Genomic DNA, 25,279 nt, shown 5'->3' on the forward strand with positions numbered 1-25,279 from the left:
TGTCATATCAGCGAAATGTTTATCGCTGATATGACTCAGGCATAATGGTTATATCACAAAGGAATGCCGCACTATTTATTTAGTATTAAAAACGTGACGGTCTACTCAGCGGCAATTTCAAATAAGACCATGCCTGGGTTTACGCGATCGCCTGCGTTCACCGCCAGTGACTTTAATACGCCAGCCTCCGGCGAGGCGACAGGCATTTTCATTTTCATGGCTTCCAGGATCACAACCGGCTGGCCTTTTTCAATTTTGTCGCCCACTGCAGCTTTAACTTCATCGACCACACCCGGTACTTTTGATTTAACTTCAGACATATTAATTTCCTTTAATATATTTCATTGAAAGATGTTTTATTAACCCGGCGACATCATGTCGCGTCATTAATTCGACATCGGTCTCACCTTTAGCCAGCAGGGTCAGACTCCCGCTAAACCATTCCTGGATATTGATAGAAAAACCGTTGGGTAAATTAATTTCCCCATCAATACGCACTGAATATTGCTGAGCAATATCAGTCAGAAATGAGTAACAATCGCTTAACGCCATTTCGTGCCAGGGCGTAATGCGGATATCTAAATCGGAGCGACTGTCCGTCCATAGCCAGGGCGTTGCCATCTCCAGCGCCACCGACCCCCACACGCCGAGCCCGGTTTCCGGCCCGCGCCATGCCTGACGCAGGGCGTTAAAGGCACGTGTCGCGCTGGTACGGCTGACGGCAGGCAGGGTGGCCGTTTGCTCCGGCGTTGACACGCGCGTGACGGCCTGTAATGAAGCCACCGTCGCCAGCCGTAAACGCTGCCCTTGCCAGCGCTGCGGAAAGCAAAATCCCAGGGAAATACTCACTTCATCACGAATGCCTCTGCGCACAATGCCGGGGAGATATCCGGAGAGCAGATAGTCCCGCGCCTCTTCCCGCCATGAGGCGGGGAGGGCGCTAAACGCGCCGTTCAACTGCCTCGCAATCAGCCGCAGCTCAGCGCTGTCCAGCCAGCACAGAGTATGGCGTTGCAAGGCACTCATCGCTGCTTGCTCCATGCCGGATCGTTTTTCGCCTGTTGCTGAAGATCTCGCTGCGCCGCCAGCAGGGCGTCAAACTGCGCGGTGGCCTGCGGACCGATAATATCGACCGGCGCGGTTTTTGCCGCTTCCTCCCCTGGAACCGTAACGGGGTAGAGGCGGATATGGGTGGCGCTGGCCTGGGTTTGTAACTGCGCGCTGACCCGGCAAACACGCCCCTTGATACGTAAAATCGTCCGTGCCGTCCGCTCGATAATTTCCCGGTGATTGGCGGTAGTCGCCATCACCACCATGTCATATTCCGGCGTGGTGCGCTGACGCTTCCAGGTCTGGATTTTGCCCTGCGCATTACACAGATGGCCGTTGGTCGCCACGGGAAAGCTGTCGCCGGTCGGCAGGCCGCCAACGATAACTTCCCGCCAGTCACCGCCCTGCGGCGCGGCGACCAGCGAAATATCTTCCCGCAGCGGAAGGCCGTCCAGGATCAGCCAGCCGAATTCCTGGCAACCGTAGACATCATGCAGTCCATAACCCAGCGAAGCGCACAGCGGAACCAGCGCTTCATCAAGGGGCGTGCCTGCGGTAATCATCGTCAGCGTTTTGGGTAAATACGCCTGCAGATTCATCTTTAGCGCCTGTTCGAGCGTGGCGCGTAAAAATGAGGACTCTCCCACCACCACATCCGGCTGCTGGCGACACAGGGCAATCAGCAGCGCGTCCCGGCAGGAGCGGGATAAAAAAGACCAGTGCAGACCGCTCTCGTCCAGCGCCTGACGCGTGAACACATTCACCAGCGGCGCGTAGGTCACCACCATATGCTGCCCTGCGGTTACACCGCATTCCGCCAGCACACGCCTACCCGCCGCGATACGCAACGGCAGTTCGTTCTGCGTTACGCCGACGATGTTTTGAAATGCGCTGCTGCCGGTGGTAAAGGTAACCAGCGCCAGATTCAACGGCGTATGGATCTCCTCGATAACGTGAGCCGCCGTGGGGCCAGCGATGCCTTTATCGCTCAGCGTGCGGCGCGGCATCTCCGTCAGCGTGGGGATACCCTGCTGGGCGTCAACCAGCCATTCGAGTGTGGCGATGGGATCGTTCATAGCGCGAACTCCAGAATCAGGCCGGTTGATACCGCGCCGCGACCGCCCGATAATCCTCGCGCATCTGCGCCAGAATCACGTTGCGCATTTTTCTGCCGCCGCGCGCTTCGCCTGCGATCCCACGCCCCTGCGGACCTGTCGCCGTCACGCCAGCCGCCTGTTTCTGCTGGCGCACTTCTGCGATATGGCGAACGATCGTCCCTTTCATCTCCGGGATCGCCTGGATCAGCGCTTCCACCCCGCCCAGTTGCCAGAAGAACTCCGGCCCGGCCGCGAAGACCGGATTGGTTCGGGAAAGTTCGCTCAGACGCTCCACGTCCTGGCGGGTAATACGCGCGATACTGCTCAGCGGCATGACGTGGATCATAGTGCCAAATTCCGACGTCAGGCTCAGGATATGATCGGCCTGTAAACCGTGGCAGAGAAACGCGCCGCTAATGGCGCGACCGATAACCATCGCGATAATCGGGTGCCCGGCATGGCGCGCCTCAGCCAGTGCCAGCTGATAGGCACCGGTGGCTTTATTCATGCCGATGATCTCTTCCAGCTTGCCCGGCCCGTTGCCGGGAGTGTCGACGATCAGCACCAGCGGACGTTTCTCGCCGACGGGCTTGTCTTTATCCATCGCCAGCGTGCGATAGACCGCCAGCGCCATTTTGTAGCCCTCTTCCAGCCCGATAACCCCGGCGTAGACCACCGGAAAACGCGGGTTAAAGGTCATGGCGTCGTTAGCAATAACGGTACAGACTTCACCGCTAATACGGGCGCTGCCGATGACGGCCCCTGGGCCGTAATCCTCATAAGGCAGCTCGAGATCCGCCAGCGCGTTCTCTTCGAAGCTGTTTTCGTCAACAATCAAATCGATAGCGGCGCGGCCCTGGCCGAGTAAATTTTCCATTATGCTTCCTCCACCGGCAGGCGTTTAACGTTGCTCAGGAACGTGTCGAGATCCATATCCACCAGAGACTGGGGCGCGGTATTGCCCGCCATCGCCCAGACATCCCGCGCATCTGATGGCTCTGACTCGCTGATTTTTTGCGTGAGCGCCATCTGGGCGCGTACTTTTGCTTCGCTGCCGATGCGGCGCATGGCTTCAATCTGCGGCCAGGGCAGGTCGGCAATCAGCGCGGCCTGCTGGTGGAAGGCTGCCAGCGAGTCGGCAATCAGATAGTTGCAGTCGCCGACGATATACTTGTGCTTACCGCCGGTGGTGCGGAACACCAGCGCGCGGTCAGAAGCGTCGAACTCGCTGCGGCCCATCTCCTGTTCGATGACCTCAGGCCCGGTCAGCCCCAGGCGGCCCGATTCGCTCATCACGATGACGTCGGTAGCGGCAGCGACAAACCCCATCCCGCCAAAGCAGCCGATCTTGCTGCCAATCATTGCCACCACCGGTACGCGACCGCGCAGGGTTTGCAGCATGTCCATGCACTCGGCGTGGGCCAGCAGTCCGGCGTTAGCCTCATGCAGACGCACGCCGCCGGTTTCAAAGGAGATGAGGACGATCGGGCGGCGGGCAGGGTCGGTGGTCTGCGCCGCCAGTTCGTCCGCCAGCATCAGCGCGCCGACCATCTTGGCGCCGCCCACTTCACCCACTGCCCCCCCGATAAAGCGCCCCTCCTGGGAGATGACGATGGCCGGGTGCTGGCCCAACAGGCCGATACCGGTGACGATACCGTCGTCAAATTCAACCGCCTCATTGAGCACGGGCAGGTGCGGGCTGGTTCGTTTGGCCGCCGGGCCGATCAGTTCAGTAAAGGTGCCTTTATCCACCAGCGAACTGGCGCGAACCCGGGCGCTGGCTTCCAGAAAACGCAGATCATTCATGATGGGTTTCTCCCGGCATAGCCTGCTGTAACGCTTGCTGAATTCGTAAAGCCACTACCGCGGGCGTGGCGTTATTGTCATTGATGCTGACCTGCATGTTGCCCAGCGGTCCATTTTCCAGAAACCGTTTCAGCACAATCTCCCAGATATGATCGAAACCGGTCACCGGCGTGGATATAGTGACTTCAATACCGCCCGCCAGCGCTTTCGGCTCCAGCAGGACCTCCAGATCGCCAGAGCCTACCACGCCGCAGTGCACGGTTTGCGGCAGAGATGCTCTTTCGCGGGTGCCGCTGAAATGATGTGATATTTGATGTAGAGCCATGTCCTTTTCCCCTACCAGTTACGGAATCGAGCGGGCGGGTTATAGAGTCCGCCAGACCAGTCAACCAGATCGCGAATGCTTTTCGCCGCCAGCATCTGACGGTTGGCGCGGCGGCGATCAATGCCTAAATCTTCCGGCGTTTTGACAATGCCAGCCTCTCGAAGCTGTGCGGTCTGTGCCGGATCGGCGGCAAGGCCAATGCCGGTGTAGCCCGCCACGGCGCGAATGGCCGCCATGCGCTGTTCCAGCCCTTCGCAGCGGTGCAGATAGGCGATGCCCTCTTCGGTCAGTACGTGGGTGACGTCATCGGCGTACACCATGACCGGCGGCAGGGCGAGGTTGGCTTTTTCCGCCAGTTCCCAGGCGTCCAGCTTGTCGACGAAAGCGGGCTGGCGCTTCTCGCGGAAGGTTTCCTGCATCTGCACCACCAGACGTTTGCCGCGCGGCATATCGCCAATCAGCTGCTGTTGGGTGGCCTTGAACTCTTCGCCGCATTTCAGCCAGGATTGCGTTGCATGACGGCGGCCTTTGGCGTCGCAGCCCATATTCGGCGCGCCGCCAAAGCCTGAAACGCGGCTGGCGGTGGCGGTGCTGCTGTTTCCGTACTTATCGATCTGCAGCGTGCCGCCGATAAACATATCGAGCGCGTAGTGACCCGCAGCCTGGGCGAAGGCGCGATTGGAGCGAAGCGTGCCGTCCTGGCCGATATAAAAGACGTCCGGGCGTTCGGCGACATATTTCTCCATGCCCAGTTCACCGCCGAAGCAGTGCACCGACTGGATCCAGCCGCTTTCGATCGCCGGGATCAGCGTCGGATGCGGGTTGAGTACCATATGGGTACAGACCTTGCCTTTCAGCCCCAGCTCCTCGCCGTAGGTGGGCAGCAGCAGCTCAATGGCAGCGGTGAAGAAGCCAATGCCGTGGTTAATGCGCTCAACGCCGTATTCGGCATAGATACCTTTCAGCGCCATCATTGCCATCAGCACATGGGTGTCGGTAATAAGCCCCGGATCGCGGGTAAAAAGCGGCTCGACGTAGAACGGGCGCGGCGCTTCAATCACCGCATTTACCCAGTCGCCGGGGATATCAACGCGCGGCACTTTATCGACAATCTTGTTGACCTGCGCGATCACAATCCCCTGGCGGAAATGGGTGGCTTCGGCAATAACAGGCGTATCTTCGGTGTTAAAGCCGGTGTAGAGATTGCCGTCTTTATCCGCTTCAAAGGCGGTGATTAGCGACACGCGCGGCGTGAGGTCGACAAAGTAGCGGCTGAACAGCTCCAGATAGGTGTGGATGGCCCCGAGCTTAATCTTACCGTCCTGGATCAGCTTCGCCAGACGGCCATCCTGCGGCCCGGCATAGGCGAAATCGAGCTTTTCAGCGATGCCCTTTTCAAACAAATCCAGATGGCTGGACAACGGTACGGATGACTGCACCATATGTAGGCCGGAGATCTTTTGCGGATCAAGCTGGCACAGGCATTCGGAGAGAAAATCCGCCTGTTTCTGGTTATTGCCCTCAATATTGACGCGATCGAAGCTTCGAATAACGGCTTCCAGCGCGGCGACAGTATCTTTGGCGTCGATAATTTTGCCGTCACGGAAATACGGGGCCAGCTGATTCAGGCGCTGTACCGTATCGTCCTTGAGTTGATGCCAGTTGTGCTCTTTTAGCATGGGTTGACTCCATTAATTCAGCAGGAATAGCGTGGAGATAAAGATCCCGGTGGCGATAGCCGAGACGATCAGACCGCTCACGCCCGCACCCATTGCCAGCGGCAGAATGATGGCGTAGGGGTTCTCATGGTTAACCTCTTTCTGCGCGATTTTTGCCGTCGTCGGCAGGCAGGAGACGCCCGCGATACCGATAGCCGGGTTATAACGCCCCTTCGAGATAAACCAGATAAACCAGCCGCCCAGCAGAGCGCCGACGGCGGAAATGGCCAGCGCGCCGATACCAAGGATCAGGATGATGGCCACTTTCGGGTCGAGAATCGTTTGCGCTTCGCACAGTGTGCCCAGCAGCAGGCCGAGAAACAGCGTTGCGGTATAGGTCAGCGTGGATTCCAGTAATTTCTGGAACGGTTCGATCTCCGCTTCTTTAATCGCGATCCCGAGGAAGAACGAGAGGATCAGCGGCGCGGCGACCGGCAGCAGCAGGCACAACAGCAGGCAGGCGCAGACGGTAAAGATGAATTTCGCTTTCTTCGATACGGTGGGGTATTCAATTTCAACTTCCATGCCACGGTATTTTTTCGGTACCAGCAGGCGCACCAGGTACGGATAACCGGCATAGGTCAGGCTCAGGTAGAGATAAGCGATAATGGCGATGGGGACGAACAGGTTCGGTGCGAGGATAAGGGAGGCAAAGAGCGCCATCGGCCCATCTGCGCCGCCGATAGTGGCAATCGACGCGGCTTCGTTGGCAGGCAGGCCGAATACTTCAATACCCAGCAGCAGCGCGGCGAAGGTTCCCGCCTCGGCGAACAGGGCGACAACAATGCTGGCCCAGGGACGGAGCAGAATAAAGCTGATGTCGCTCATTGCGCCAATGCCGAAGAAAACGATACAGGCGATGAGGCCATTGCTAAAGGTGAAGTTATAGACCGGCTGCAGAAAGTTTACCTGCATCAGGTTTACCAGGTCGTCAGGCTCGCTGACCATCGGGTCGAGAATTAAGGTCCCGGTTTGTCCCCCCGCCAGAAACAGTACCCCGGCGTTAACCGCGATCATACCGAGGCCCATCGGCACCATAATTAACGGTTCAAGCTTACGGCGGAATCCCATCCAGGCCAATATAAAGCCGAGAACAATGAGCAGAAAACGTGCAATGGCTATTTTCGGATCTTCTATAAAAAAAGTGCCAATGCCCGAAAAGAGCTTAACAAAGATATCCATAACTATATTCCTGATGGCAAAGGTAAAGTTCGTAAATTAATCGTCGGTGATATTTAATTTATTCATCATCTTGTTGACGCCAACAATGATGCCGACAACCGCAAATGAAATTACAATCGTTAAGCCATACGTTAATAAAGTATAAAAATAGATGTTCATATTCTTCCTTATGTCATATCTCCTTGCGGCTGGCGGCAAAGAAAATACATCGCCAGACACAGCGCTAATAAATCGGCCGAACCGCCAGGGCTGACCCATCTATCCAGGCACCATGAATTAAAATCAGCCAGTTCCTGCTCGATCGCAGGGTTAAACATTCCGCCCTGCGTCATCAGACGCCGGGCATATTGCTTCATTTCCGCCAGCGCCTGCTGGCCGCCGCGAAACAGCACGGTTGTGTCATCGCAATGGGCCATTAGGGTGAGCAGCGTATGAATTAGCGCTTCCCGCCAGGCCAGCCCGTTGTCCAGCGCCTGATGCAGCGCGGGTAAGCCAATCTGGCAAACCAGTGGGAAGCCTTGCTCTGCCTCGCCGCGCACGCCGGTAATGCCGAATCCGACATACAATTTCTCACCGTGGGTTTGCGCCGGGCGTTCGGTCAGGACGGAGAAATCCCGACGGCAGAGATCGCGGCAGAGTTCAGCGACGCACTGGCTTAAGGCGTGATAAGAGAGGGTTTTCCCGCGCCCGGAAAGCCATCCTGCCGCTGTCGCCAGAACCGCGCCGGAAAAAAGAATGCCGCGCTGAGTATTAACCTGCTGTGTTGCCCGCAGCAGCGTATTTTCATATTGAATGCCAATGGCACGTATTGTTGTAAAGAGTTCCCCTGGTGAGCCCTGATGATTTTCCCCGGCATGGGCGCAGGCGCTAAAACAGGGGGCAATAGCCGATGTGCTGGTAATAAATAACCAGATATCCATATCTTTATGCGCCCCTTGTGAATGGGGTGTAACAAGGCCGGGTTTAGGCCAGGCGGAGACCTCCATTAACAGCGCTTTTAATAAGCACTCGCCGATCCACATAGCACGGGCAGTTGGTTGGCTCATGGGTATTCTCTTTTACCAGAATCAGGGTTGAAAAATAAAACAGAGGAAAACTAACACCGTTGAATGAGGGGGACAATTACGCCAGAGGTAATGTAATTACGCTCAACGTAATAAGACGGGGGTTATGCGAAAATATGAATGAAGACGATCACAAAATGGTTTAGCGGGCGAAAAGAAATGCGGCAAAAATGCCGCATAGCTCACTATCCCAACAATTCCTCTTTCACCTGCATCGCTAAATCGAAAGAATGCAGCCGCGCCTGGTGGTCGAAGATCTGGCCATTGACCATGATTTCGTCCGCCTCGGTTTCCCGCATAATCGACTCTAAGCCGTGGCGGACTTTAGTTTTATCACCCACCAGCGACATGCGCAGCGCCTGCTGCACGCCATACTGCTCGGACGCTGACCACAGCTGATGCATATTTTCCACGGGCGGCGGCAGCTGTCCGGTTTCGCCGCGACGCAGCTTCACAAACGCCTGCTGCATGGAAGTGAAGAGAAACTCCGCATCGCGGTTGCTGTCGGCGGCGATGATATTGATGCACACCATGGCATACGGTTTTTCCAGCCGCGCGGAGGGCGTAAAGTTGCTGCGATACAGGTGCAGGGCCTGGAACAGCATATCCGGCGCGAAGTGCGAGGCGAACGCGAACGGCAAACCGAGCTGCGCCGCCAGCTGGGCGCTGTAGAGGCTTGAACCCAGCAGCCACACCGGAATTCGCTCCCCGTAGCCGGGAACCGGGCGCACGTGCGGGTTCGGATCGCGGGCGTCAAACCAGTCCACCAGTTCCGCCACGTCGCGCGGGAAGTTATCGACATCGCCGCTCATATGGCGACGCAGGGCGCGCATGGTGGGCTGATCGCTGCCCGGCGCGCGGCCAAGGCCGAGGTCGATACGCCCGGGATAGAGGGTGTTCAGGGTGCCGAACTGCTCGGCGATCACCAGCGGCGAATGGTTGGGCAACATCACGCCACCGGAACCCAGATGCAGGGTAGTGGTATTGGCGGCGAGATAGCCAATCAGCACCGAGGTCGCTGCGCTGGCAATGCCGACCATATTGTGGTGCTCCGCCAGCCAGTAGCGGTGATAACCGCGTGATTCGGCCAGCCGGGCGAGATCCAGAGAGTGGGTAAAGGCTTCTTTGGCAGAAGAACCTTGCGGGATCGGCGCCAGGTCGAGCACCGAGAACGGAACAGATTTGTCAGTCATAAAGGCTCACTTTGCTACAGCATCGTCATCAGATTGAAGGTCTTCTTCCAGCCTGGCGCATCCAGGACGCGCCAGCCAGAAAAGCTGCATCTTTAATAATGCATTAAAATCTGAGCACTGCTGTTAACAAAGTGAGCGGTTTATCAGGCCTGCAGCGCCAGCCCGGGCAGCCGTTTCCAGTAGCCGTTGCAATCGCTGTTGCCGGTGAGCGCCAACGGCGCAGCGCCGTTTTCATTGGCGCGGAAGGCGTCGAGCATGGCGAAGGTCTCGTTGCCCATCGGCGACAGGCGTACCATATCCACCAGGCCGTGCATGGACGTCAGCTCATTGCCCAGGTTGTAGACATAGCCGCTCATGGTCTGGATACCGTTGAGCACGAACACCTGCTGGTTCTCCTGGGACAGCATGCTGCGTCCGGTTGGGTATTTGATGCAGCAGGTCTCGCACTCATCCTTTGGCCTATCTTCCGAACGGGCGGTAAAGCAGCGGGCGGAATAAGCCAGCGGCAGATGGCCGTAGCTCAGCACTTCGACTTCAAACTGATTGCGAATGCCCAGCTCTTCGCACTGGGTCAGTAAATTAGCCAGCCAGTCGCGGGAAAGCTCCACCGGCATGCACCAGCGCACCATGCCCTGTTTTAACAGCAGGCGCAGGGTAACGGCGTTGTAGCAGTTCAGCGCATGCCCGGCGACGAACGGCAGCTTGCGTTCGGCGCAGAGGTTAACCACGCCCAAATCGCTGGCCTCAATCAGGAACTCCCCGTTATCGACATAGCGCTTCAGCTCGCCCAGTTCGGAGGAGGCCTGCACCAGCGCGAGGGTAGACAGCACCACCTGTTTGCCGCTGCTCGCCAGCGCTTTCGCCATCTCAATCCAGTCGCCGACTTTGGTGGCACGGCGTTTGCTGCACACCGCTTCGCCGAGATAAATGGTGTCGGCGCTGCAGTTGGCTGCCTGCTGGTAAAAATCTTCCAGCGTCTCTTTTGGCCAGTAGTAAAGCACTGGCCCTAATGAATATTTCATGTTTCTCACTGCCATTTACGGTGGTAGGCGCCAAGGGTGGTTTGTGTCCCTTCGGACATGGAGCCAAGGGTTTCCATCCATGCGGATTGCGGCACGAAATTCTGTGGATCGGCTTTGCAGCGATCGATCGCCTGGCGCCAGACTTTCGCTACCTGGGTGACGTAGGCCGGGCTGCGCTGACGGCCTTCGATTTTCACTGAGGCGATATTGGCGGCCATCAACTCCGGCAACAGTTCCAGGGTATTGAGGCTGGTGGGTTCCTCCAGCGCGTGATAGCGCTCGCCATCGACCAGGTAGCGGCCTTTACACAACGTCGGGTAACCGGCGTTTTCCCCATCCTGATAGCGGTCAATCAGCACTTCATTGAGGCGCGATTCCAGCCCCTGTGGGGTTTGCTGCCAGCGCACGAAGCGGGCAGGCGAGCAGGCGCCGACGGTGTTGGGCGATTCGCCGGTCAGGTAGGAAGAGAGATAGCAGCGGCCTTCCGCCATGATGCACAGGCTGCCGAAGGCAAAGACTTCCAGCGGCACCGGCGTGGCGCGAGCCAACTGTTTCACCTGGTGAATAGATAACACCCGCGGCAGTACGACGCGCGCCACGTCGAAGTTGCGATGATAGAAGCGAATGGCCTCTTCATTGGTGGCGGAAGCCTGTACCGAGACATGGCGTTCTATATGCGGATAGCGCTCCGCGGCGTACTCCAGCATGGCGATATCGGCCAGAATGAGCGCATCGGCGCCCAACTGAGCCGCCATATCCACCGCGCGCTGCCAGCGGGCGTAGCCGTCGGGGTGGGCGAAGGTGTTGATGGCGATATGCAGCTTACGACGGTGCTGATGCACAAAGCTGACGGCTTCCTGCAGTTTCTTTTCGGTGAAATTAAGGCCGGCAAAGTGGCGGGCGTTGGTGTCATCTTTCAGCCCGATATAGACGGCATCGGCGCCGTTTTCGATGGCCGCCTTAAGCGCCGGAAGGTTACCGGCTGGGCAGAGCAGCTCCATAATTTTTCCTGAAAAATGCGGCCCGTCAGGGACGCTGAATGGTTAACGAGCAGGGATTTTAGTTAACCTTCTGGTGACAATTTTTGATTTGAGGCAGTTAAAAGTGTATTGGCGGCGCCAATAACGGGCTGCCGTCATCGCGTTTTTGTTGATTTACGCCGCTATGTTGTTTATGTGATATGGCACAATAGCGGCACAATTGCATTCATGGAGTAAAGCTTGTGTTGGATAAACTGCGTTCCCGGCTGGTCCACTTTGGCCCGTCTTTAATGAGCGTGCCGGTTAAGCTGGCGCCTTTTGCCCTCAAGCGCCAGGTGCTGGAGCAGGTGCTTAGTTGGCAGTTTCGCCAGGCGCTGGCGGAGGGAGAGCTGGAGTTTCTCGAGGGGCGCTGGTTAAGTATTCATGTGCGTGACATCGGTCTGCTGTGGTATACCTCGGTAGTCGATGGTCGCCTGGTGGTCAGCCAGCAGGCGGACGCCGACGTCAGCTTCAGCGCCGACGCCAGCGATCTGTTAATGATCGCCGCGCGCAAGCAAGATCCGGATACGCTATTCTTCCAGCGTCGTCTGGTTATTGAAGGCGATACGGAGCTGGGGCTGTATGTAAAAAATTTGATGGACGCCATTGAGCTCGAGCAGATGCCCAAAGCGCTGCGCGTGATGTTGCTGCAACTGGCGGATTTTGTCGAAGCTGGACTGAAGAGCCCGCAGAAACCTGAACAGACATCGGTAGGTGAGGCATGCTGATTCGAGTGGAAATTGGGATTGATGCACCGGGAATCGACGCGCTGCTGCGTCGTACCTTCGGCCGCGATGCCGAAGCGCAGCTGGTGCACGATCTGCGTGAAGATGGACTGATCACGCTGGGGGTAGTGGCGACGGATGATGAAGGCCAGGTGATCGGCTACGTTGCCTTCAGCCCGGTTGCGGTGGAAGGTGAAGAGCTACAATGGGTCGGCCTGGCGCCGCTGGCGGTGGATGAACGCTACCGTGGACAGGGCATTGGCCGGCAGCTGGTCTATGAAGGGCTGGATTCGCTGAATGAGTTTGGCTATGCCGCGGTGGTGACGCTGGGCGACCCGGAGTTATACCGTCGCTTTGGTTTTGAACCAGCCGCGCGCTTCGATCTCCGCTGCCGCTGGCCGGACAGCGCGGAGGCGTTCCAGGTGCACCGCCTGGCGGATGACGCCCTCGAAGGTGTCCACGGCCAGGTCGAATACAGCGACCACTTTAATCGTTTTTGAGCCTTGCCAGCAGGGTTTCGACGGTATCCTCTCCGGCAACGAGGCGCTCTTTTTCGCGCTTCGTTAGCTGCTTAATGCGGTATTCCAGCCGCAAAGCAAGTGAGTGTTCACCAACTTCATGGCTAAAGGCCAGCTGCAGGTCGCCTTTGCCGCGCAACGCCTTCGCGCCTTTCCCTGCCTGATGCTGGCGAAAGCGGCGCGGCACATCGGTGGTGATGCCGGTATAGAGGCGATTATCCGCGGTTCGAATGAGATACAGAAACCAGCACACGGTTATAAAGTCACTATGGTAAGGTGTAGGCACCATAGCATAATGGAGAAGAAAGATGGATACGCTTGCCGCCATTGGCCGCTGGCTGAGTAAACAGCACGTCGTCACCTGGTGCGTCTCCCGCGACGACGAGCTGTGGTGTGCGAACGCCTTTTACGTCTATGACCCGGATAGCGTGGCCTTTTATCTGCTCAGCGATGAGCACACCCGCCACGGCCAGATGACCGGCGAGCGGGCGAAGGTGGCCGGCACGGTCAACGGCCAGCCAAAAACCGTCGCCCTGATCCGCGGCGTGCAGTTCCAGGGCGAGATCCGCCGACTGCGCGGCGACGAAGAGGCGCGTATGCGTCAGCGCTACGTCAAGCGCTTCCCGGTGGCCCGCATGCTGTCGGCGCCGGTTTGGGAGATTCGTCCGGACGAAATCAAGTTTACCGACAACACGCTGGGGTTCGGGAAAAAGCTACACTGGCGGCGCGATGCCGGCGCCGAGCAGGCGTAGCGCTTCGCGATTGAAGGCCGGCAGATCTTCCGGCGTTCTGCTGGTGACCAGCTGTTCGTTATCGACCACCACCTCCTGGTCGTAAAACTCGCCCCCGGCGTTTTTCACATCCACCACGATCGGTTTTACCGCCGTGAGCTTACGCCCGCGGATCACATCGGCGCTGATCAGCAGCTGCGGGCCGTGGCAGATGGCGAAGACCGGCTTCCCGCCGTTGACAAAATCGCGGGTAAAGGTGACAAAGCGTTCATCCCCGCGCAGCTGGTCAGGGGAATAGCCCCCGGGCAGCAACAAGGCATCAAATTCACCCGGTGTGACGTCATCAATGGCCCGATCGATGGCGACCTCTGCTTCTCCCTGTTTACCCTTCACCGTCTTGCCAGCCTGCTTTTCGATGGTCACGACCTGATGCCCGGCGAGCTTAAACGCCTCGGCGGGAGAGGTAAATTCAGAATCTTCAAAGTCGTCGGTAATGAGCACGGCTATCTTTTTACTCATGTTTCCTCCGCTATCTGGATGGTCAATGAGGTAATTCCATGATGATGGTGGATACTTACCTTGTAAGGTATTAAGCCTGGAACATGAGCCCGAAAGTGCAAGGCGGAGAATTCTGTAAAGGAGAATCAATGAGTCAGGTATTATTGACCGGCGCGACCGGGTTAGTTGGCGGTCACTTACTTCGGCTGCTGCAGAATGAGCCGAGCATCAGCGCCATCGCCGCCCCGACGCGTCGCCCACTGGCGCCGGCGGAAGGGGTTTTTAATCCGCACGATCCCCAGTTGACCGATGCCCTGGCGCAGGTGGTTGACCCGGTGGATATCGTTTTCTGCTGTCTGGGAACGACGCGCCGGGAGGCCGGGAGCAAAGAGGCCTTTGTCCATGCTGACTACACGCTGGTGGTTGATACCGCGCTGACCGGCAAACGGCTGGGTGCGCAACATATGCTGGTGGTCAGCGCGATGGGCGCCAACGCCCACTCGCCGTTTTTCTACAATCGGGTGAAGGGGGAAATGGAGGCGGCGCTGATCGAGCAGGGTTGGCCGCGGCTGACCATTGCCCGGCCGTCGATGCTGTCAGGCGAGCGGGAAAAAAAGCGGGCCAATGAGACCTTCCTCGAACCGCTGTTCCGACTCTTACCGGGGAACTGGAAATCCATTGCGGCCCGCGACGTGGCGATTGCCCTGCTGGCGGAGGCGCTGTCGTCTACTCACGAAGGGGTGCAAATTCTCTCATCGTCCGAGCTACGGGAGCGTGCCGCGCGGCAGGCGGAATAGCGGTTTGCAAACGCAGGCTTCCGGCGTAGTATTCACGGCTTCAATTCATATCCACATTTCTTGCTGGGGAATGCTATGGCTGGTCAGTCTTCATCTCAGGCGGCGTCACCATTTCAATGGTGGAAGCCCGCGCTTTTCTTTCTCGTCGTGATTGTAGGCCTGTGGTTCGTCAAATGGCAGCCATACTACGGGAAAGCCTTCACCGCTGCGGAAACCCACAGTATCGGTAAATCCATTCTCGCCCAGGCCGACGCTAACCCGCTGAAGGCGGCGTGGGACTACGCGGTGGTTTACTTCCTTGCCGTCTGGAAAGCGGCGGTGCTCGGCGTGCTGCTCGGGTCGCTGATCCAGGTGCTGATCCCGCGCGACTGGCTGCTGCGCACCTTGGGACAATCGCGTTTTCAGGGGACGCTGCTGGGGACGATTTTCTCGCTGCCAGGCATGATGTGCACCTGCTGCGCCGCGCCGGTCGCGGCCGGGATGCGCAAACAGCAGGTGTCGATGGGCGGGGCACTGGCGTTCTGGATGGGCAACCCGCTGCTCAACCCGGCGACGTTGGTGTTTATGGGCTTCGTGCTGGGCTGGCAGTTTGCGCTGGTTCGCCTGGTGGCGGGCCTGGCGACGGTGTTGATTGTCGCGACGCTGGTGCAGAAATGGGTAAAAGAGGCGGCGACGCAGCCTGCCGTGATGCCTGAAGCGCAAGCGAAAGCGGCCCAGGGCGGCTTCTTAAGTCGCTGGCTGCGGGCGCTGTGGACGCTGTTCTGGAACACGATCCCGGTTTATATCCTCGCGGTGCTGGTGCTGGGGGCGGCGCGCGTCTGGCTGTTCCCGCACGCCGATGGCGTGGTGGATAATACGTTGTTCTGGGTTATCGCGATGGCGATCGCCGGCTGCCTGTTTGTGATCCCTACCGCGGCGGAAATTCCGATTGTCCAGACGATGATGCTGGCGGGGATGGGCGTTGCGCCGGCGCTGGCGCTGCTGATTACGTTGCCGGCGGTGAGCGTGCCATCGTTGATTATGCTGCGCAAAGCCTTTCCAGCCAAAGCGCTGTGGCTGACTGGCGGGCTGGTGGCGCTGTGCGGGGCGATTGTTGGAGCGCTGGCGCTGGTGTAGTTTGCCGTAAACGTACGGATAGCCTGATGGGGGGGCGGGCGGCGGCTACGCCTTACCCGGCACACAACGGACAGGGGGCGGTAGCCCGGCTAAGCGTAGCGCCAGCCGGGAAATTGCAGCTTTATTTAATATAGGTAAAGGCGGTGGTCACTCGGGACACGCCGCTCACCCGGCTGGCGATATCCGCCGCCGCGCGGCCTTCACGGTCGGTCACCAGTCCCATCAGGAAGACTTCGCTGTTTTCCGTGGTCACCTTCACGTTCGAGGATTTGACCTGATCGGTGCTCAGCAGCTGCGAACGCACCTTGGTGGTAATCCAGGTATCAGAAGAGGCGGTGCCTAAACCAATCGGCTGGCCCTGGCGCACTTCGTTAAACACTTCCGTGGTTCCTTCCACGCCCATGGCGATTTGCTTGGCGCGGGCAGAGAGATCTGGCGTCGGCGACTGACCGGTCAGCAGGACTTTGCCCTGATAAGCGGTAACGTTGATGCGGGCCTGTTTCTTAATCTGTTCATCTTTCGACAAGGCGCTATTGACGCGCAGTTCCAGGGTGCTGTCATCGACCTGGGTTCCCACCGTACGCGGGTCCGTTGCGGCTTTAGTGCCGACTGCTGCCGTTCCGACAACCGCGGCGGCAACGCAGCCCTGCAGCAGTAGTGCTGAAAGCAGGATGGCGAGGGGCGAGAGAGCCTTCATGTGTTCTCCTTAATCGTCCTGGTGTGGAAAAAGAGTGTTATCTATCAAATCGCACAGACAGTTGACGGTCAGCATATGCATCTCCTGGATACGCGCGCTGCGGTGTGAGGGGATGCGGATTTCGACATCCTGCTGACCTAACAGGCCCGCCAGCTCACCGCCGTCATAGCCGGTTAACGCGACGATGGTCATGTCGCGGGTCACGGCGGCTTCCACCGCCTTGACGATGTCCCGACTGTTACCGCGCGTGGAGATTGCCAGCAGCACATCGCCAGCGTGTCCCAGGGCGCGCACCTGCTTGGCGTAAATCTCGTCATGCAGGCGATCGTTAGCGATGGCAGTTAAGACCACATTATCGGTGTTTAGTGCAATGGCGGGTAAACCAGGGCGTTCCGTTTCAAAACGATTAATCATGCTGGCAGCAAAATGCTGTGCGTTGGCGGCGGAAGTGCCATTACCACAACAGAGGATTTTGTTGCCGTTGAGCAGGGACTGCACGAGCGTCATCGCCGCCCGGGAGATGGCGTCCGGGAGTGCTTCTGCTGCGGCAATTTGGGTTTGAATGCTTTCGGTAAAGCAGGCTTTGATTCTGTCGAGCACGGGATCCCTTACTTCTGGTATTACGCTATTCGCCAAAGGCGTTTTTTAGCCATTGGATGTCGTTTCCGGTGAAGGCTACCACATCGAAACGGCAATCCACAGTCTCAAAGCTCCCATTCTGTCGGCAGAGCCACAAACGGGCGGCTTTAAGCAGGCGTTGCTGTTTTTGCGGGGTGACGCTGGCCGCCGCGTCACCGTACAGAGCGCTGCGGCGGTAGCGCACCTCGACAAAGACGGTGACGGCGCCGTCGCGCATAATGAGGTCAATTTCGCCGCCACGCTCGCGAGCATTGGCGGCAATAAAACGCAGGCCCTGGCTTTCCAGCCAGTGGCGAGCACGGTTTTCCCATGCATCGCCGGTCTGTTTGCTTAACTGGCCGGGACGATTTGTCCCTGCTGGTATTTGAGCCATGACAGTTTCCTGGTAATCACGCAGTCCTGAGTCGCCGTCAGATCGCCGGTATTCCCGTTCAACTCGAAGCCCGGTGTCTGGCGCATTTGCGCGAAGTGGTTTGCCAGCGACCAGGCGTCAGCGCCCATCGCATACAGACGCGCCAGCGAGTAGTCATTGCGCACCGCAGACAACGCCTGCTGCATCAACGCCGGGTTGCTGCCAGCCAGCATCGGGATTTCGCTATACTGCAGGCCTTCCATCTCCAGACGGAAATCCGGACCTGCGGTGCCCTGTGCGCTGCGCGAGCTGGCGTACAGGGTGACATTGCTCTGGCTGCCGTTGCGCATCGCGATCATGGGTTTGATATAGCCAATCTGTTCCGGGGTGGCGAGGATATAGGCCGCGTCGACGCTGCCGCCGCTGCTAACCGGCATTTCATCCGCCGTGCCGAGGACGCTGTTCTGCGCTGATGGCAGGGTGGAGACCGGGGTGCCGCTCAGCGCAATGCCCCCTCCGCCGTTAACGCCGGCGCGCAGCTCCGCCGTGGAGCCAAAACGCTGCTGCAGGACGCTGGCGCCGCCCAGCTTCAGCCACTCGTCGGCAAACGCGTTGACCACACGATCGCCCAGCGCGCCGCGCGGAACCAGCAGCAACGGCGTCTGTTTGCCCTGTTGATGGATGTGTCGGGCGGCGTCACGCGCTTCGTCTTCCGGCGACAGCGCGAAATAGCAGATATTAGCGCGGCCTTCGACCTTCTCCGGCTGGTTGAGCGCCAGCACGTTGAGCGGCGTATTGCTCTTGAGAACATCTTCGACATTCTCTTTCAGCAGCGGCCCGACGACGAGGGTGGCGCCGTCCTGCTGAGCCTGGGCAAGGAGCTGGCCGATCGGCTGGCTGGTGGTATCGTAAATTTTCAGTTCCGCAGAGGGATTGGCGGCGGTGGCGACCACTGGCTGCGGCTGTGCGGCCGGGGCGGTGACCGGCTGGGTGACCGGGGACGCGGTGGTCTGCAGCGTGGTGGTCGCTTCCGGCGCCTGAGCCGCCGGCTCCGCCGCTGGCGTTGCCTGAGTTTGCGCCGGGGCCTGCACCGGTTCAGCGCGACTTCCGGCAGCCGTCAGATCGCTAATTTCCGCCTGCGACGGGCTTACCACGTCATCGTTACCGGACGTGTTCGCCGCCTGAGCGACCTGAGCGGGAACCGCGCTGCCCGTCACCGACGGCGCGCCGTTTTTGGCGGCTTCGAAGCCCTGCTGGATGGTGCGGCCGAAGATCGAGGCCTGGCCGTTCAGCGGCAGGAAAAGCGCAATCTTGTTGATGGAGGCGGGCTTATAGTTTTGCATGTTCACCAGCGCCGTTGGCAGCATTTTGGCGCCAGGGTTTTGCGGGTAGCGCGTCTGCCAGTCTTTGACGCCGGCTTTCAGCAGCGTGGGATCGTTGCGGTTGTCAAACCACATCCGCTGCAGATCCAGCCAGCCCTGGAGGGTGTTTTCATCGGCATTGATCACCAGCGCATTGGCCTGATCCTGGGTCATCGCAGTCAGCGCTTGCCAGGTAGCGTCAATATTTTGCTGGCGCTGTTTGGCATCGCTCAGCAGCGGCTGCTGGGCGATTAAGGCGCGCAGCAGAGTCACCGAGGGTTTGCCCTGGCTGGCATCGATTTGCGCCTGCCAGTAGCGCGCCTGCTGAGGCTGCTCCAGGCTTGCCGGGTCAAGCTTAGCCAGCAGAATACGGGCCCCCTGATAGTCGTTCTGCGCCAGCTTTACTTCTATTGCCAGCAGTGACTGTTCACGGGCCTGGGTGCTGTCCAGGTTTGACGGCAGCTGGTTAAACAGGTCGATGGCCTGCTGCTGCTTTCCTTCCTGCAGCAGTGCACGAATGGCGAGTAATTGCCAGTTGGTCTTGCTATCATTCGTGCTTTGCTGCATCTGCTGCAAGTAGAAACTGGAGTTGGCCTGCGACGTACCCTGCATAAACGCCGTGCTTTGATCCTGCGTGTGGGTGCCGCAGCCAGCAAAAAGAAGAGTCGCCAGCAATACGGGCAGACAGCGCGCGGGCTTAGAACGAAGAAATGTTGACGGTGCCATAAGTGTCCAGTGATATTTTTTTGGCTCAATGCTCAATATTAAATCGGCAATACGGACGAGACAATGAAACAACACGAATCAGCGGATAATTCTCAGGGGCAGCTCTATATTGTGCCCACTCCGATAGGAAATCTGTCTGATATCACGCAGCGCGCACTGGAAGTGTTGCAAGCCGTTGATTTAATTGCTGCGGAGGATACCCGCCACACCGGTTTGCTGCTGCAACATTTTGCGATTAACGCCCGTTTATTTGCGCTTCACGACCATAACGAGCAGCAAAAGGCGGAAACACTTCTCGCAAAACTGAAAGAAGGGCAAAATATCGCGCTGGTCTCCGATGCGGGCACGCCGCTGATTAACGACCCAGGCTATCATCTGGTGCGTACCTGCCGCGAAGCCAATATCCGCGTCGTGCCGCTGCCGGGTCCTTGTGCGGCTATCGCCGCCCTGAGCGCCGCTGGCCTGCCTTCCGACCGTTTCTGTTATGAAGGCTTCCTGCCGGCGAAATCGAAAGGCCGTCGCGATACCCTTAAAGCGCTGGAAGAAGAGCCGCGCACCCTTATCTTCTATGAGTCGACCCACCGGCTGGTGGAGAGTCTGGAAGATATCTGCGCGGTACTGGGAGAATCTCGCTATGTGGTGCTGGCCCGCGAGCTGACCAAAACCTGGGAATCGATCCACGGCGCGCCGATTGGCGAGCTGGTGGCGTGGGTCAAGGAAGACGAAAACCGTCGCAAAGGCGAGATGGTGCTGATCGTCGAAGGCTTTAAGGCGCAGGAAGAGGCGCTGCCGGCGGCCGCGCTGCGGACTCTGGCGCTGCTGCAGGCGGAACTGCCGCTGAAGAAAGCCGCCGCGCTGGCCGCGGAAATCCACGGCGTGAAGAAAAATGCGTTGTATAAGTATGCCCTGGAGCAGCAGGGGGAGTGATCCTGTAAAACCAGTGAAAGCCTGGCAAGCCTCCCTTCAGATAGTGAAGGGCGGCTTGAGCGTCATCCGACATGTCGGAAGAAATGTCGGAAGAAATGTTGGATGAAAAGTGCAGCCCCGCCTTCCTTGCCGCACAGCATTCCTAGCCAACAAGCCCGGATAAATCCGGGCTAAAAATGGTTAAAGCCTTACGCTCTCGATCAGGTTACCGGCGCCGGGTTGAATACCGCCAGTTGATTATGCAGACCCCATTGATCGGAGAAGGTTTTCTTGCGTCCGCTGGCGACGTCGAGAATAAATTCGAACAGCTTCAGCCCCACCTCCTCAATCGTCTCTTCGCCGGTGGCGATGGTGCCCGCGTTAATGTCCATTAAGTCATACCAGCGGTTAGCCAGCTCGGTGCGGGTTGCCATTTTTATCACCGGTACCGCCATTAGTCCGTAAGGCGTGCCGCGGCCGGTGGTGAATACCTGCACCGTGATGCCAGAGGCCACCTGCTGGGTGCCGCAGACAAAATCGCTGGCGGGGGTGGCGGCGTAAATCAGGCCACGTTTGGTCGGGCGCTGCCCGGGGGAAAGCACCTCAACGATGGCGCTTTTACCTGATTTGGCAATCGACCCCAGCGCTTTTTCCACCACGTTGGCCAGGCCGCCTTTCTTGTTGCCGGGTGAGGGGTTGGCGCTGCGGTCGGTTTTGCCCATATCGAGATAGTTATCGTACCAGGCCATCTCTTCCAGCAGGCGTTTACCCACCTCTTCGTTGATCGCCCGCGGCGTCAGCAGATGGATAGCGTCGCGGACTTCGGTCACCTCTGAGAACATCACCGTCGCGCCGCAGCGCACCAGCAGATCGGAAGCGTAACCCACCGCCGGGTTGGCGGTCACGCCGGAGAAAGCGTCGCTGCCGCCGCACTGCATACCCACCACCAGTTCAGAAGCCGGGCAGGTTTCCCGCTGACGCTGGTTGAGTTTCGCCAGATGGCGCTCGGCGACCTGCAGAATGTCATCGACCATCGATTTAAAGCCCACGTGCTTTTCATCCTGCAGGCTGACGATACTGGCGCTGTCCACCGGGATGCTTTTGACATCTTCCGTCCCCTGCAGCAGCCGCTCGGGCTGCAGCTTTTCACAGCCAAGGCCAATGACCATCACTTCGCCGCCGAAGTTCGGGTTAAGGGCGATATTGTGGATGGTGCGTATCGGCACCACCGCCGCTGGCGCATTAATCGCTACGCCGCAGCCATAGAGGTGATTCAGACCCACCACGCCGTCGACGTTGGGATATTTCGGCAGCAGGTCGCGTTCAATGAGTTTCACCACGTAATCGACCACGCCCGCAACGCAGTGCACGCTGGTGGTGATACCCAGCAGATTTTTGGTGCCCACGCTGCCATCGGCATTGCGGTAGCCTGCGAAGGTATAGCCTTCCAGCGGCGGCAGCGGGGCCGGCACTTTGGTGGCCAGCGGCAGGGTGTTCAACGGCGGGGCGGTGGGCAACGCCACTAACGACTCGTCAATCCAGCTTCCTTTGGGGATGTCGCGCATTGCCAAGCCAATGACTTCTCCGTAACGGATAATTTCACCGTGGGCTGGGATATCCACCAGGGCGACTTTATGACCCTGTGGAATGTGCTCGATGAGCGTCAGGCCGTCCGGGAAACGCGTTCCGGCGGTTAATCCCCGATCGTTGACAATAATCGCCACATTATCTGTCGGGTCAGCTTTTATATAAAACGCGGTAGGCGATTGTTGTCGAATTGAAATATCAGCCATTGTCTAGTTATCTCCAAACAGGTGCTAAAAATATCATTAAATGGTAATTCTGGCGCTGTTAAGCAGAATAATGAAATAAAGCATGTCAGGTGTGTCGGCATGAAGATGTGATCTGAATCACTCCTTGTCGCCATGGACGCGCGCGGAGGGTGGGGAATCGTAAGAAGTGTGGATTAGCGCCCATAGCTTAAGGCGATTGCCCAACTAAAGCTTTAAAAAATGTGTTTATATTGTGTTTATGCATAGTGTCTGGCGAGTGGGGGCTGACTATACTGAGTCGTGTTTTTGTGACGTCCGATATGCGCATGGTTTGCCTTTTAATCGTGGGTTAATAATTTAGCAGTCACCTAACGAATAATAAAAGATGGTTAATTTGCGATGGGCTTACATTTTCCGGACTCAAGGGCAGGAAATAAAAAAGGACACCCATTCGCTGGTTTATTCTGCGGATAATATTTGGGGTCAGGCGATACGCTTTTCCAGCCTAATGGGGGTCTCTCGCCGGGCTGGTGATATAACGAATGAATTGCAGAAGTTAGCAACGATTAACGCAAGGTAAAAATCATGGATAACGCAATTTTCCCGAACAAATTTAAGGCCGCGCTGGCGGCTCATCAGGTGCAGATTGGCTGCTGGTGCGCGCTGGCCAATCCGATCAGCACCGAGGTGTTGGGTCTGGCGGGTTTCGACTGGCTGGTACTGGACGCGGAACATGCGCCGAACGACGTCACCACGCTTATCCCACAGCTTATGGCGCTGAAAGGCAGCTCCAGCGCTCAGGTGGTGCGCGTGCCGACCAACGAGCCCATCATCATTAAGCGCATGCTGGATATCGGCTTCTATAACTTCCTGGTGCCATTTGTCGAGACAGCGGAACAGGCGGCGCAGGCGGTGGCTTCTACTCGCTACCCGCCGGAAGGGATCCGCGGAGTCTCCGTTTCCCATCGCGGCAATATGTTCGGCACCGTGCCGGACTACTTCGCCCAGTCCAATAAAAACATTTCCATTCTGGTACAGATTGAGAGCCAGACCGGGGTGGACAACGTCGAGGCGATTGCCGCGACCGAAGGTGTCGACGGCCTGTTCGTCGGCCCGAGCGACCTGGCCGCCGCGTTAGGTCATCTGGGCAATGCCGCCCATCCTGAGGTGCAGCGCGCCATCCAGCATATCTTCGCCAGCGCGAAGAAGCACGGTAAGCCAAGCGGCATTCTGGCGCCGGTAGAGGCCGATGCGCGGCGCTACCTGGAGTGGGGCGCCACTTTTGTCGCCGTCGGCAGCGATCTGGGGGTCTTCCGTTCCGCAACCCAGAAACTTGCTGATGCCTTTAAAAAATAATCACCAGGATGAAGAGAGAGAACAATATGACAATCAAAGTGGGTTTTATCGGTCTTGGCATTATGGGCAAGCCGATGAGCAAAAATTTGCTGAAGGCGGGTTACTCGCTGGTGGTGTCTGACCGTAATCCGGAAGCGATTGCCGACGTGATCGCCGCGGGCGCAGAGACCGCGGCCACGCCGAAGGCGATTGCCGAGCAGTGCGATGTGATCATCACCATGCTGCCGAACTCGCCGCATGTCAAAGAGGTGGCGCTGGGGGAAAACGGCATTATTGAAGGCGCGAAACCGGGCACCGTGGTGATCGACATGAGCTCTATTGCGCCGCTGGCCAGCCGGGAAATTAGCGAAGCGCTGAAGGCCAAAGGTATTGATATGCTGGACGCGCCAGTAAGCGGCGGCGAACCAAAAGCGATCGACGGCACCCTGTCGGTGATGGTCGGCGGCGACAAGGCGATCTTCGACAAATATTACGATCTGATGAAAGCGATGGCCGGCTCCGTGGTGCATACCGGCGACATTGGCGCGGGCAATGTGACCAAACTGGCCAATCAGGTGATCGTCGCCCTGAACATCGCTGCCATGTCCGAAGCGCTGACCCTGGCCACCAAAGCCGGCGTCAATCCGGATCTGGTTTATCAGGCGATCCGCGGCGGTCTGGCGGGGAGTACCGTGCTGGATGCCAAAGCGCCGATGGTGATGGATCGTAACTTCAAGCCGGGCTTCCGGATCGATCTGCATATTAAAGATCTGGCCAATGCGCTGGATACCTCCCATGGCGTGGGCGCTCAACTGCCGCTGACAGCGGCGGTAATGGAGATGATGCAGGCGCTGCGTGCGGACGGTCTGGGCACCGCTGACCATAGCGCGCTGGCATGCTACTACGAAAAGCTGGCGAAAGTGGAAGTGACTCGCTAACAAGAAGAGCCCCTGCGCGGCCTGGTGGTTATGCCTGGTGCAACAGTGCCAGACTGCCACGGCGGGGCTAGCATGGACGCGGTATTGATGCCGTTTCCGCGTGTTAACCTCAGTTGTGACGCAGGAAGCGGCGTTTCGCGGCGCGTTTGATAATATTTATCATGCATCGCGCAATATCGCCGCCACCCTGCTGGTCGGGATGACGACAGAGGGATGACAACGGGCGGTAAACCCACTATACTGCGCGCCGAAGCTGACCAGACAGTCGCCGCTTCGTCGTCGTCCTCCTTCGGGGGGAGACGGGCGGAGGGGAGGAAAGTCCGGGCTCCATAGGGCAAGGTGCCAGGTAACGCCTGGGGGGTGTCACAGCCCACGACCAGTGCAACAGAGAGCAAACCGCCGATGGCCCGCGCAAGCGGGATCAGGTAAGGGTGAAAGGGTGCGGTAAGAGCGCACCGCGCGGCTGGTAACAGTCCGTGGCACGGTAAACTCCACCCGGAGCAAGGCCAAATAGGGGTTCATAAGGTACGGCCCGTACTGAACCCGGGTAGGCTGCTTGAGCCAGTGAGCGATTGCTGGCCTAGATGAATGACTGTCCACGACAGAACCCGGCTTATCGGTCAGTTTCACTCCTTAGAAAACCCCGCTTCGGCGGGGTTTTTGCTATCTGAATACCGGACGCAGGATGAATG

The 25,279-nt window shown here is 58.3% G+C and carries 27 protein-coding genes, 1 other RNA gene and 1 pseudogene; 10 read left to right on the forward strand and 19 right to left on the reverse strand.

What is annotated here, in order from left to right; genetic code table 11:
- Positions 1-101: 101 nt before the first annotated feature.
- The 12 genes from ABLU50_RS06860 to ABLU50_RS06915 all read right to left on the reverse strand — a co-directional run bounded on the left by ABLU50_RS06860 (position 102) and on the right by ABLU50_RS06915 (position 11,458).
- Positions 102-320, reverse strand: coding sequence for an acetyl-CoA carboxylase biotin carboxyl carrier protein subunit (locus ABLU50_RS06860; RefSeq protein WP_017899907.1), 219 nt, complete (start codon positions 318-320; stop codon positions 102-104).
- 1 nt (position 321) lies between these two features.
- Positions 322-1,026: a malonate decarboxylase holo-[acyl-carrier-protein] synthase gene (gene mdcG, locus ABLU50_RS06865; protein ID WP_048325840.1), complete on the reverse strand. Its 705-nt coding sequence runs from the start codon at positions 1,024-1,026 to the stop codon at positions 322-324.
- Positions 1,023-2,126, reverse strand: coding sequence for an acyl carrier protein (locus tag ABLU50_RS06870; RefSeq protein ID WP_087833179.1), 1,104 nt, complete (start codon positions 2,124-2,126; stop codon positions 1,023-1,025). Before ABLU50_RS06870 ends, mdcG begins: the two co-directional genes overlap by 4 nt.
- A gap of 16 nt (positions 2,127-2,142) precedes the next feature.
- Positions 2,143-3,024, reverse strand: a complete 882-nt coding sequence (mdcE, locus tag ABLU50_RS06875; protein ID WP_087833178.1) for a biotin-independent malonate decarboxylase subunit gamma — start codon at positions 3,022-3,024, stop codon at positions 2,143-2,145.
- Positions 3,024-3,953, reverse strand: a complete 930-nt coding sequence (locus ABLU50_RS06880; protein WP_017899903.1) for a biotin-independent malonate decarboxylase subunit beta — start codon at positions 3,951-3,953, stop codon at positions 3,024-3,026. The genes mdcE and ABLU50_RS06880 overlap by 1 nt, the downstream gene beginning before the upstream one ends.
- Positions 3,946-4,278: a malonate decarboxylase acyl carrier protein gene (gene mdcC, locus ABLU50_RS06885; protein WP_017899902.1), complete on the reverse strand. Its 333-nt coding sequence runs from the start codon at positions 4,276-4,278 to the stop codon at positions 3,946-3,948. Before mdcC ends, ABLU50_RS06880 begins: the two co-directional genes overlap by 8 nt.
- A gap of 11 nt (positions 4,279-4,289) precedes the next feature.
- Entirely contained in the window at positions 4,290-5,957 is a 1,668-nt protein-coding gene (gene mdcA / locus ABLU50_RS06890) for a malonate decarboxylase subunit alpha (protein ID WP_064187867.1), read from the reverse strand.
- A gap of 12 nt (positions 5,958-5,969) precedes the next feature.
- Entirely contained in the window at positions 5,970-7,178 is a 1,209-nt protein-coding gene (gene madB / locus ABLU50_RS06895; RefSeq protein ID WP_087833177.1) for a Na+-transporting malonate decarboxylase, carboxybiotin decarboxylase subunit, read from the reverse strand.
- Positions 7,179-7,345: 167 nt separating this feature from the next.
- Positions 7,346-8,224, reverse strand: coding sequence for a triphosphoribosyl-dephospho-CoA synthase CitG (citG, locus tag ABLU50_RS06900; protein ID WP_043520976.1), 879 nt, complete (start codon positions 8,222-8,224; stop codon positions 7,346-7,348).
- Between the two features lie 203 nt (positions 8,225-8,427).
- Entirely contained in the window at positions 8,428-9,435 is a 1,008-nt protein-coding gene (locus ABLU50_RS06905) for an LLM class flavin-dependent oxidoreductase (RefSeq protein ID WP_004206166.1), read from the reverse strand.
- Positions 9,436-9,578: 143 nt separating this feature from the next.
- Entirely contained in the window at positions 9,579-10,457 is an 879-nt protein-coding gene (locus ABLU50_RS06910; RefSeq protein WP_064150911.1) for a U32 family peptidase, read from the reverse strand.
- Between the two features lie 5 nt (positions 10,458-10,462).
- Positions 10,463-11,458 carry a peptidase U32 family protein gene (locus ABLU50_RS06915; protein WP_004206164.1) on the reverse strand — a complete coding sequence of 332 codons (996 nt, stop codon included), beginning with the start codon at positions 11,456-11,458 and terminating at the stop codon, positions 10,463-10,465.
- A gap of 221 nt (positions 11,459-11,679) precedes the next feature.
- Between ABLU50_RS06915 and ABLU50_RS06920 the strand changes: the two genes are divergently transcribed.
- On the forward strand, positions 11,680-12,204 hold the full coding sequence (locus ABLU50_RS06920; protein ID WP_002918231.1) for an SCP2 domain-containing protein: 525 nt from the start codon (positions 11,680-11,682) through the stop codon (positions 12,202-12,204).
- Positions 12,198-12,701, forward strand: a complete 504-nt coding sequence (locus tag ABLU50_RS06925; RefSeq protein ID WP_004206163.1) for an N-acetyltransferase — start codon at positions 12,198-12,200, stop codon at positions 12,699-12,701. The genes ABLU50_RS06920 and ABLU50_RS06925 overlap by 7 nt, the downstream gene beginning before the upstream one ends.
- Here the strand turns inward: ABLU50_RS06925 and ABLU50_RS06930 are convergent.
- Positions 12,688-12,978 carry a GIY-YIG nuclease family protein gene (locus ABLU50_RS06930; RefSeq protein ID WP_025999208.1) on the reverse strand — a complete coding sequence of 97 codons (291 nt, stop codon included), beginning with the start codon at positions 12,976-12,978 and terminating at the stop codon, positions 12,688-12,690. The genes ABLU50_RS06925 and ABLU50_RS06930 overlap by 14 nt on opposite strands.
- Before the next feature lie 49 nt (positions 12,979-13,027).
- Between ABLU50_RS06930 and ABLU50_RS06935 the strand changes: the two genes are divergently transcribed.
- Entirely contained in the window at positions 13,028-13,471 is a 444-nt protein-coding gene (locus ABLU50_RS06935; protein WP_004206161.1) for a YhbP family protein, read from the forward strand.
- Here the strand turns inward: ABLU50_RS06935 and ABLU50_RS06940 are convergent.
- Entirely contained in the window at positions 13,433-13,969 is a 537-nt protein-coding gene (locus ABLU50_RS06940) for a type 1 glutamine amidotransferase domain-containing protein (RefSeq protein WP_087833176.1), read from the reverse strand. The genes ABLU50_RS06935 and ABLU50_RS06940 overlap by 39 nt on opposite strands.
- Positions 13,970-14,097: 128 nt before the next feature.
- Between ABLU50_RS06940 and ABLU50_RS06945 the strand changes: the two genes are divergently transcribed.
- Positions 14,098-14,745, forward strand: coding sequence for an NAD(P)H-binding protein (locus tag ABLU50_RS06945; RefSeq protein ID WP_048325826.1), 648 nt, complete (start codon positions 14,098-14,100; stop codon positions 14,743-14,745).
- A gap of 75 nt (positions 14,746-14,820) precedes the next feature.
- Positions 14,821-15,861 (forward strand): permease, encoded by a 1,041-nt coding sequence (locus ABLU50_RS06950; protein WP_087833175.1) that lies wholly within the window; start codon positions 14,821-14,823, stop codon positions 15,859-15,861.
- A 121-nt stretch (positions 15,862-15,982) separates the two neighbouring features.
- Here ABLU50_RS06950 and dolP read toward each other — a convergent pair whose 3' ends face one another.
- The 4 genes from dolP to ABLU50_RS06970 are packed head-to-tail and all read right to left on the reverse strand — an operon-like array spanning position 15,983 to position 19,636.
- Entirely contained in the window at positions 15,983-16,558 is a 576-nt protein-coding gene (dolP, locus tag ABLU50_RS06955) for a division/outer membrane stress-associated lipid-binding lipoprotein (RefSeq protein WP_002918214.1), read from the reverse strand.
- 9 nt (positions 16,559-16,567) lie between these two features.
- Positions 16,568-17,158, reverse strand: a complete 591-nt coding sequence (gene diaA / locus ABLU50_RS06960) for a DnaA initiator-associating protein DiaA (protein ID WP_002918211.1) — start codon at positions 17,156-17,158, stop codon at positions 16,568-16,570.
- Between the two features lie 25 nt (positions 17,159-17,183).
- Positions 17,184-17,570 (reverse strand): YraN family protein, encoded by a 387-nt coding sequence (locus ABLU50_RS06965; RefSeq protein WP_057212868.1) that lies wholly within the window; start codon positions 17,568-17,570, stop codon positions 17,184-17,186.
- On the reverse strand, positions 17,528-19,636 hold the full coding sequence (locus tag ABLU50_RS06970; protein ID WP_087833174.1) for a penicillin-binding protein activator: 2,109 nt from the start codon (positions 19,634-19,636) through the stop codon (positions 17,528-17,530). The genes ABLU50_RS06965 and ABLU50_RS06970 overlap by 43 nt, the downstream gene beginning before the upstream one ends.
- A gap of 63 nt (positions 19,637-19,699) precedes the next feature.
- Between ABLU50_RS06970 and rsmI the strand changes: the two genes are divergently transcribed.
- Positions 19,700-20,563: a 16S rRNA (cytidine(1402)-2'-O)-methyltransferase gene (rsmI, locus tag ABLU50_RS06975; protein WP_004144878.1), complete on the forward strand. Its 864-nt coding sequence runs from the start codon at positions 19,700-19,702 to the stop codon at positions 20,561-20,563.
- A gap of 200 nt (positions 20,564-20,763) precedes the next feature.
- On the opposite strand, the gene garD is transcribed toward rsmI, so the two are convergent.
- Positions 20,764-22,335, reverse strand: a complete 1,572-nt coding sequence (gene garD, locus ABLU50_RS06980; protein WP_323083825.1) for a galactarate dehydratase — start codon at positions 22,333-22,335, stop codon at positions 20,764-20,766.
- 564 nt (positions 22,336-22,899) lie between these two features.
- Between garD and garL the strand changes: the two genes are divergently transcribed.
- The 4 genes and pseudogenes from garL to rnpB all read left to right on the forward strand — a co-directional run bounded on the left by garL (position 22,900) and on the right by rnpB (position 25,219).
- Positions 22,900-23,670 carry a 2-dehydro-3-deoxyglucarate aldolase gene (gene garL / locus ABLU50_RS06985; RefSeq protein WP_004206138.1) on the forward strand — a complete coding sequence of 257 codons (771 nt, stop codon included), beginning with the start codon at positions 22,900-22,902 and terminating at the stop codon, positions 23,668-23,670.
- A 26-nt stretch (positions 23,671-23,696) separates the two neighbouring features.
- Positions 23,697-24,587, forward strand: a complete 891-nt coding sequence (gene garR / locus ABLU50_RS06990; RefSeq protein WP_004206137.1) for a 2-hydroxy-3-oxopropionate reductase — start codon at positions 23,697-23,699, stop codon at positions 24,585-24,587.
- A 72-nt stretch (positions 24,588-24,659) separates the two neighbouring features.
- Positions 24,660-24,804: pseudogene (locus ABLU50_RS06995) on the forward strand (glycerate 2-kinase); the annotation flags it as partial.
- A 32-nt stretch (positions 24,805-24,836) separates the two neighbouring features.
- Positions 24,837-25,219: RNase P RNA component class A (rnpB, locus tag ABLU50_RS07000), an RNA gene on the forward strand.
- Positions 25,220-25,279: the final 60 nt, after the last annotated feature.

The organism is Klebsiella sp. GG_Kp173 (genome assembly GCF_040062415.1).
In the GTDB taxonomy this organism is placed as follows: Bacteria; Pseudomonadota; Gammaproteobacteria; order Enterobacterales; family Enterobacteriaceae; genus Klebsiella; species Klebsiella quasipneumoniae.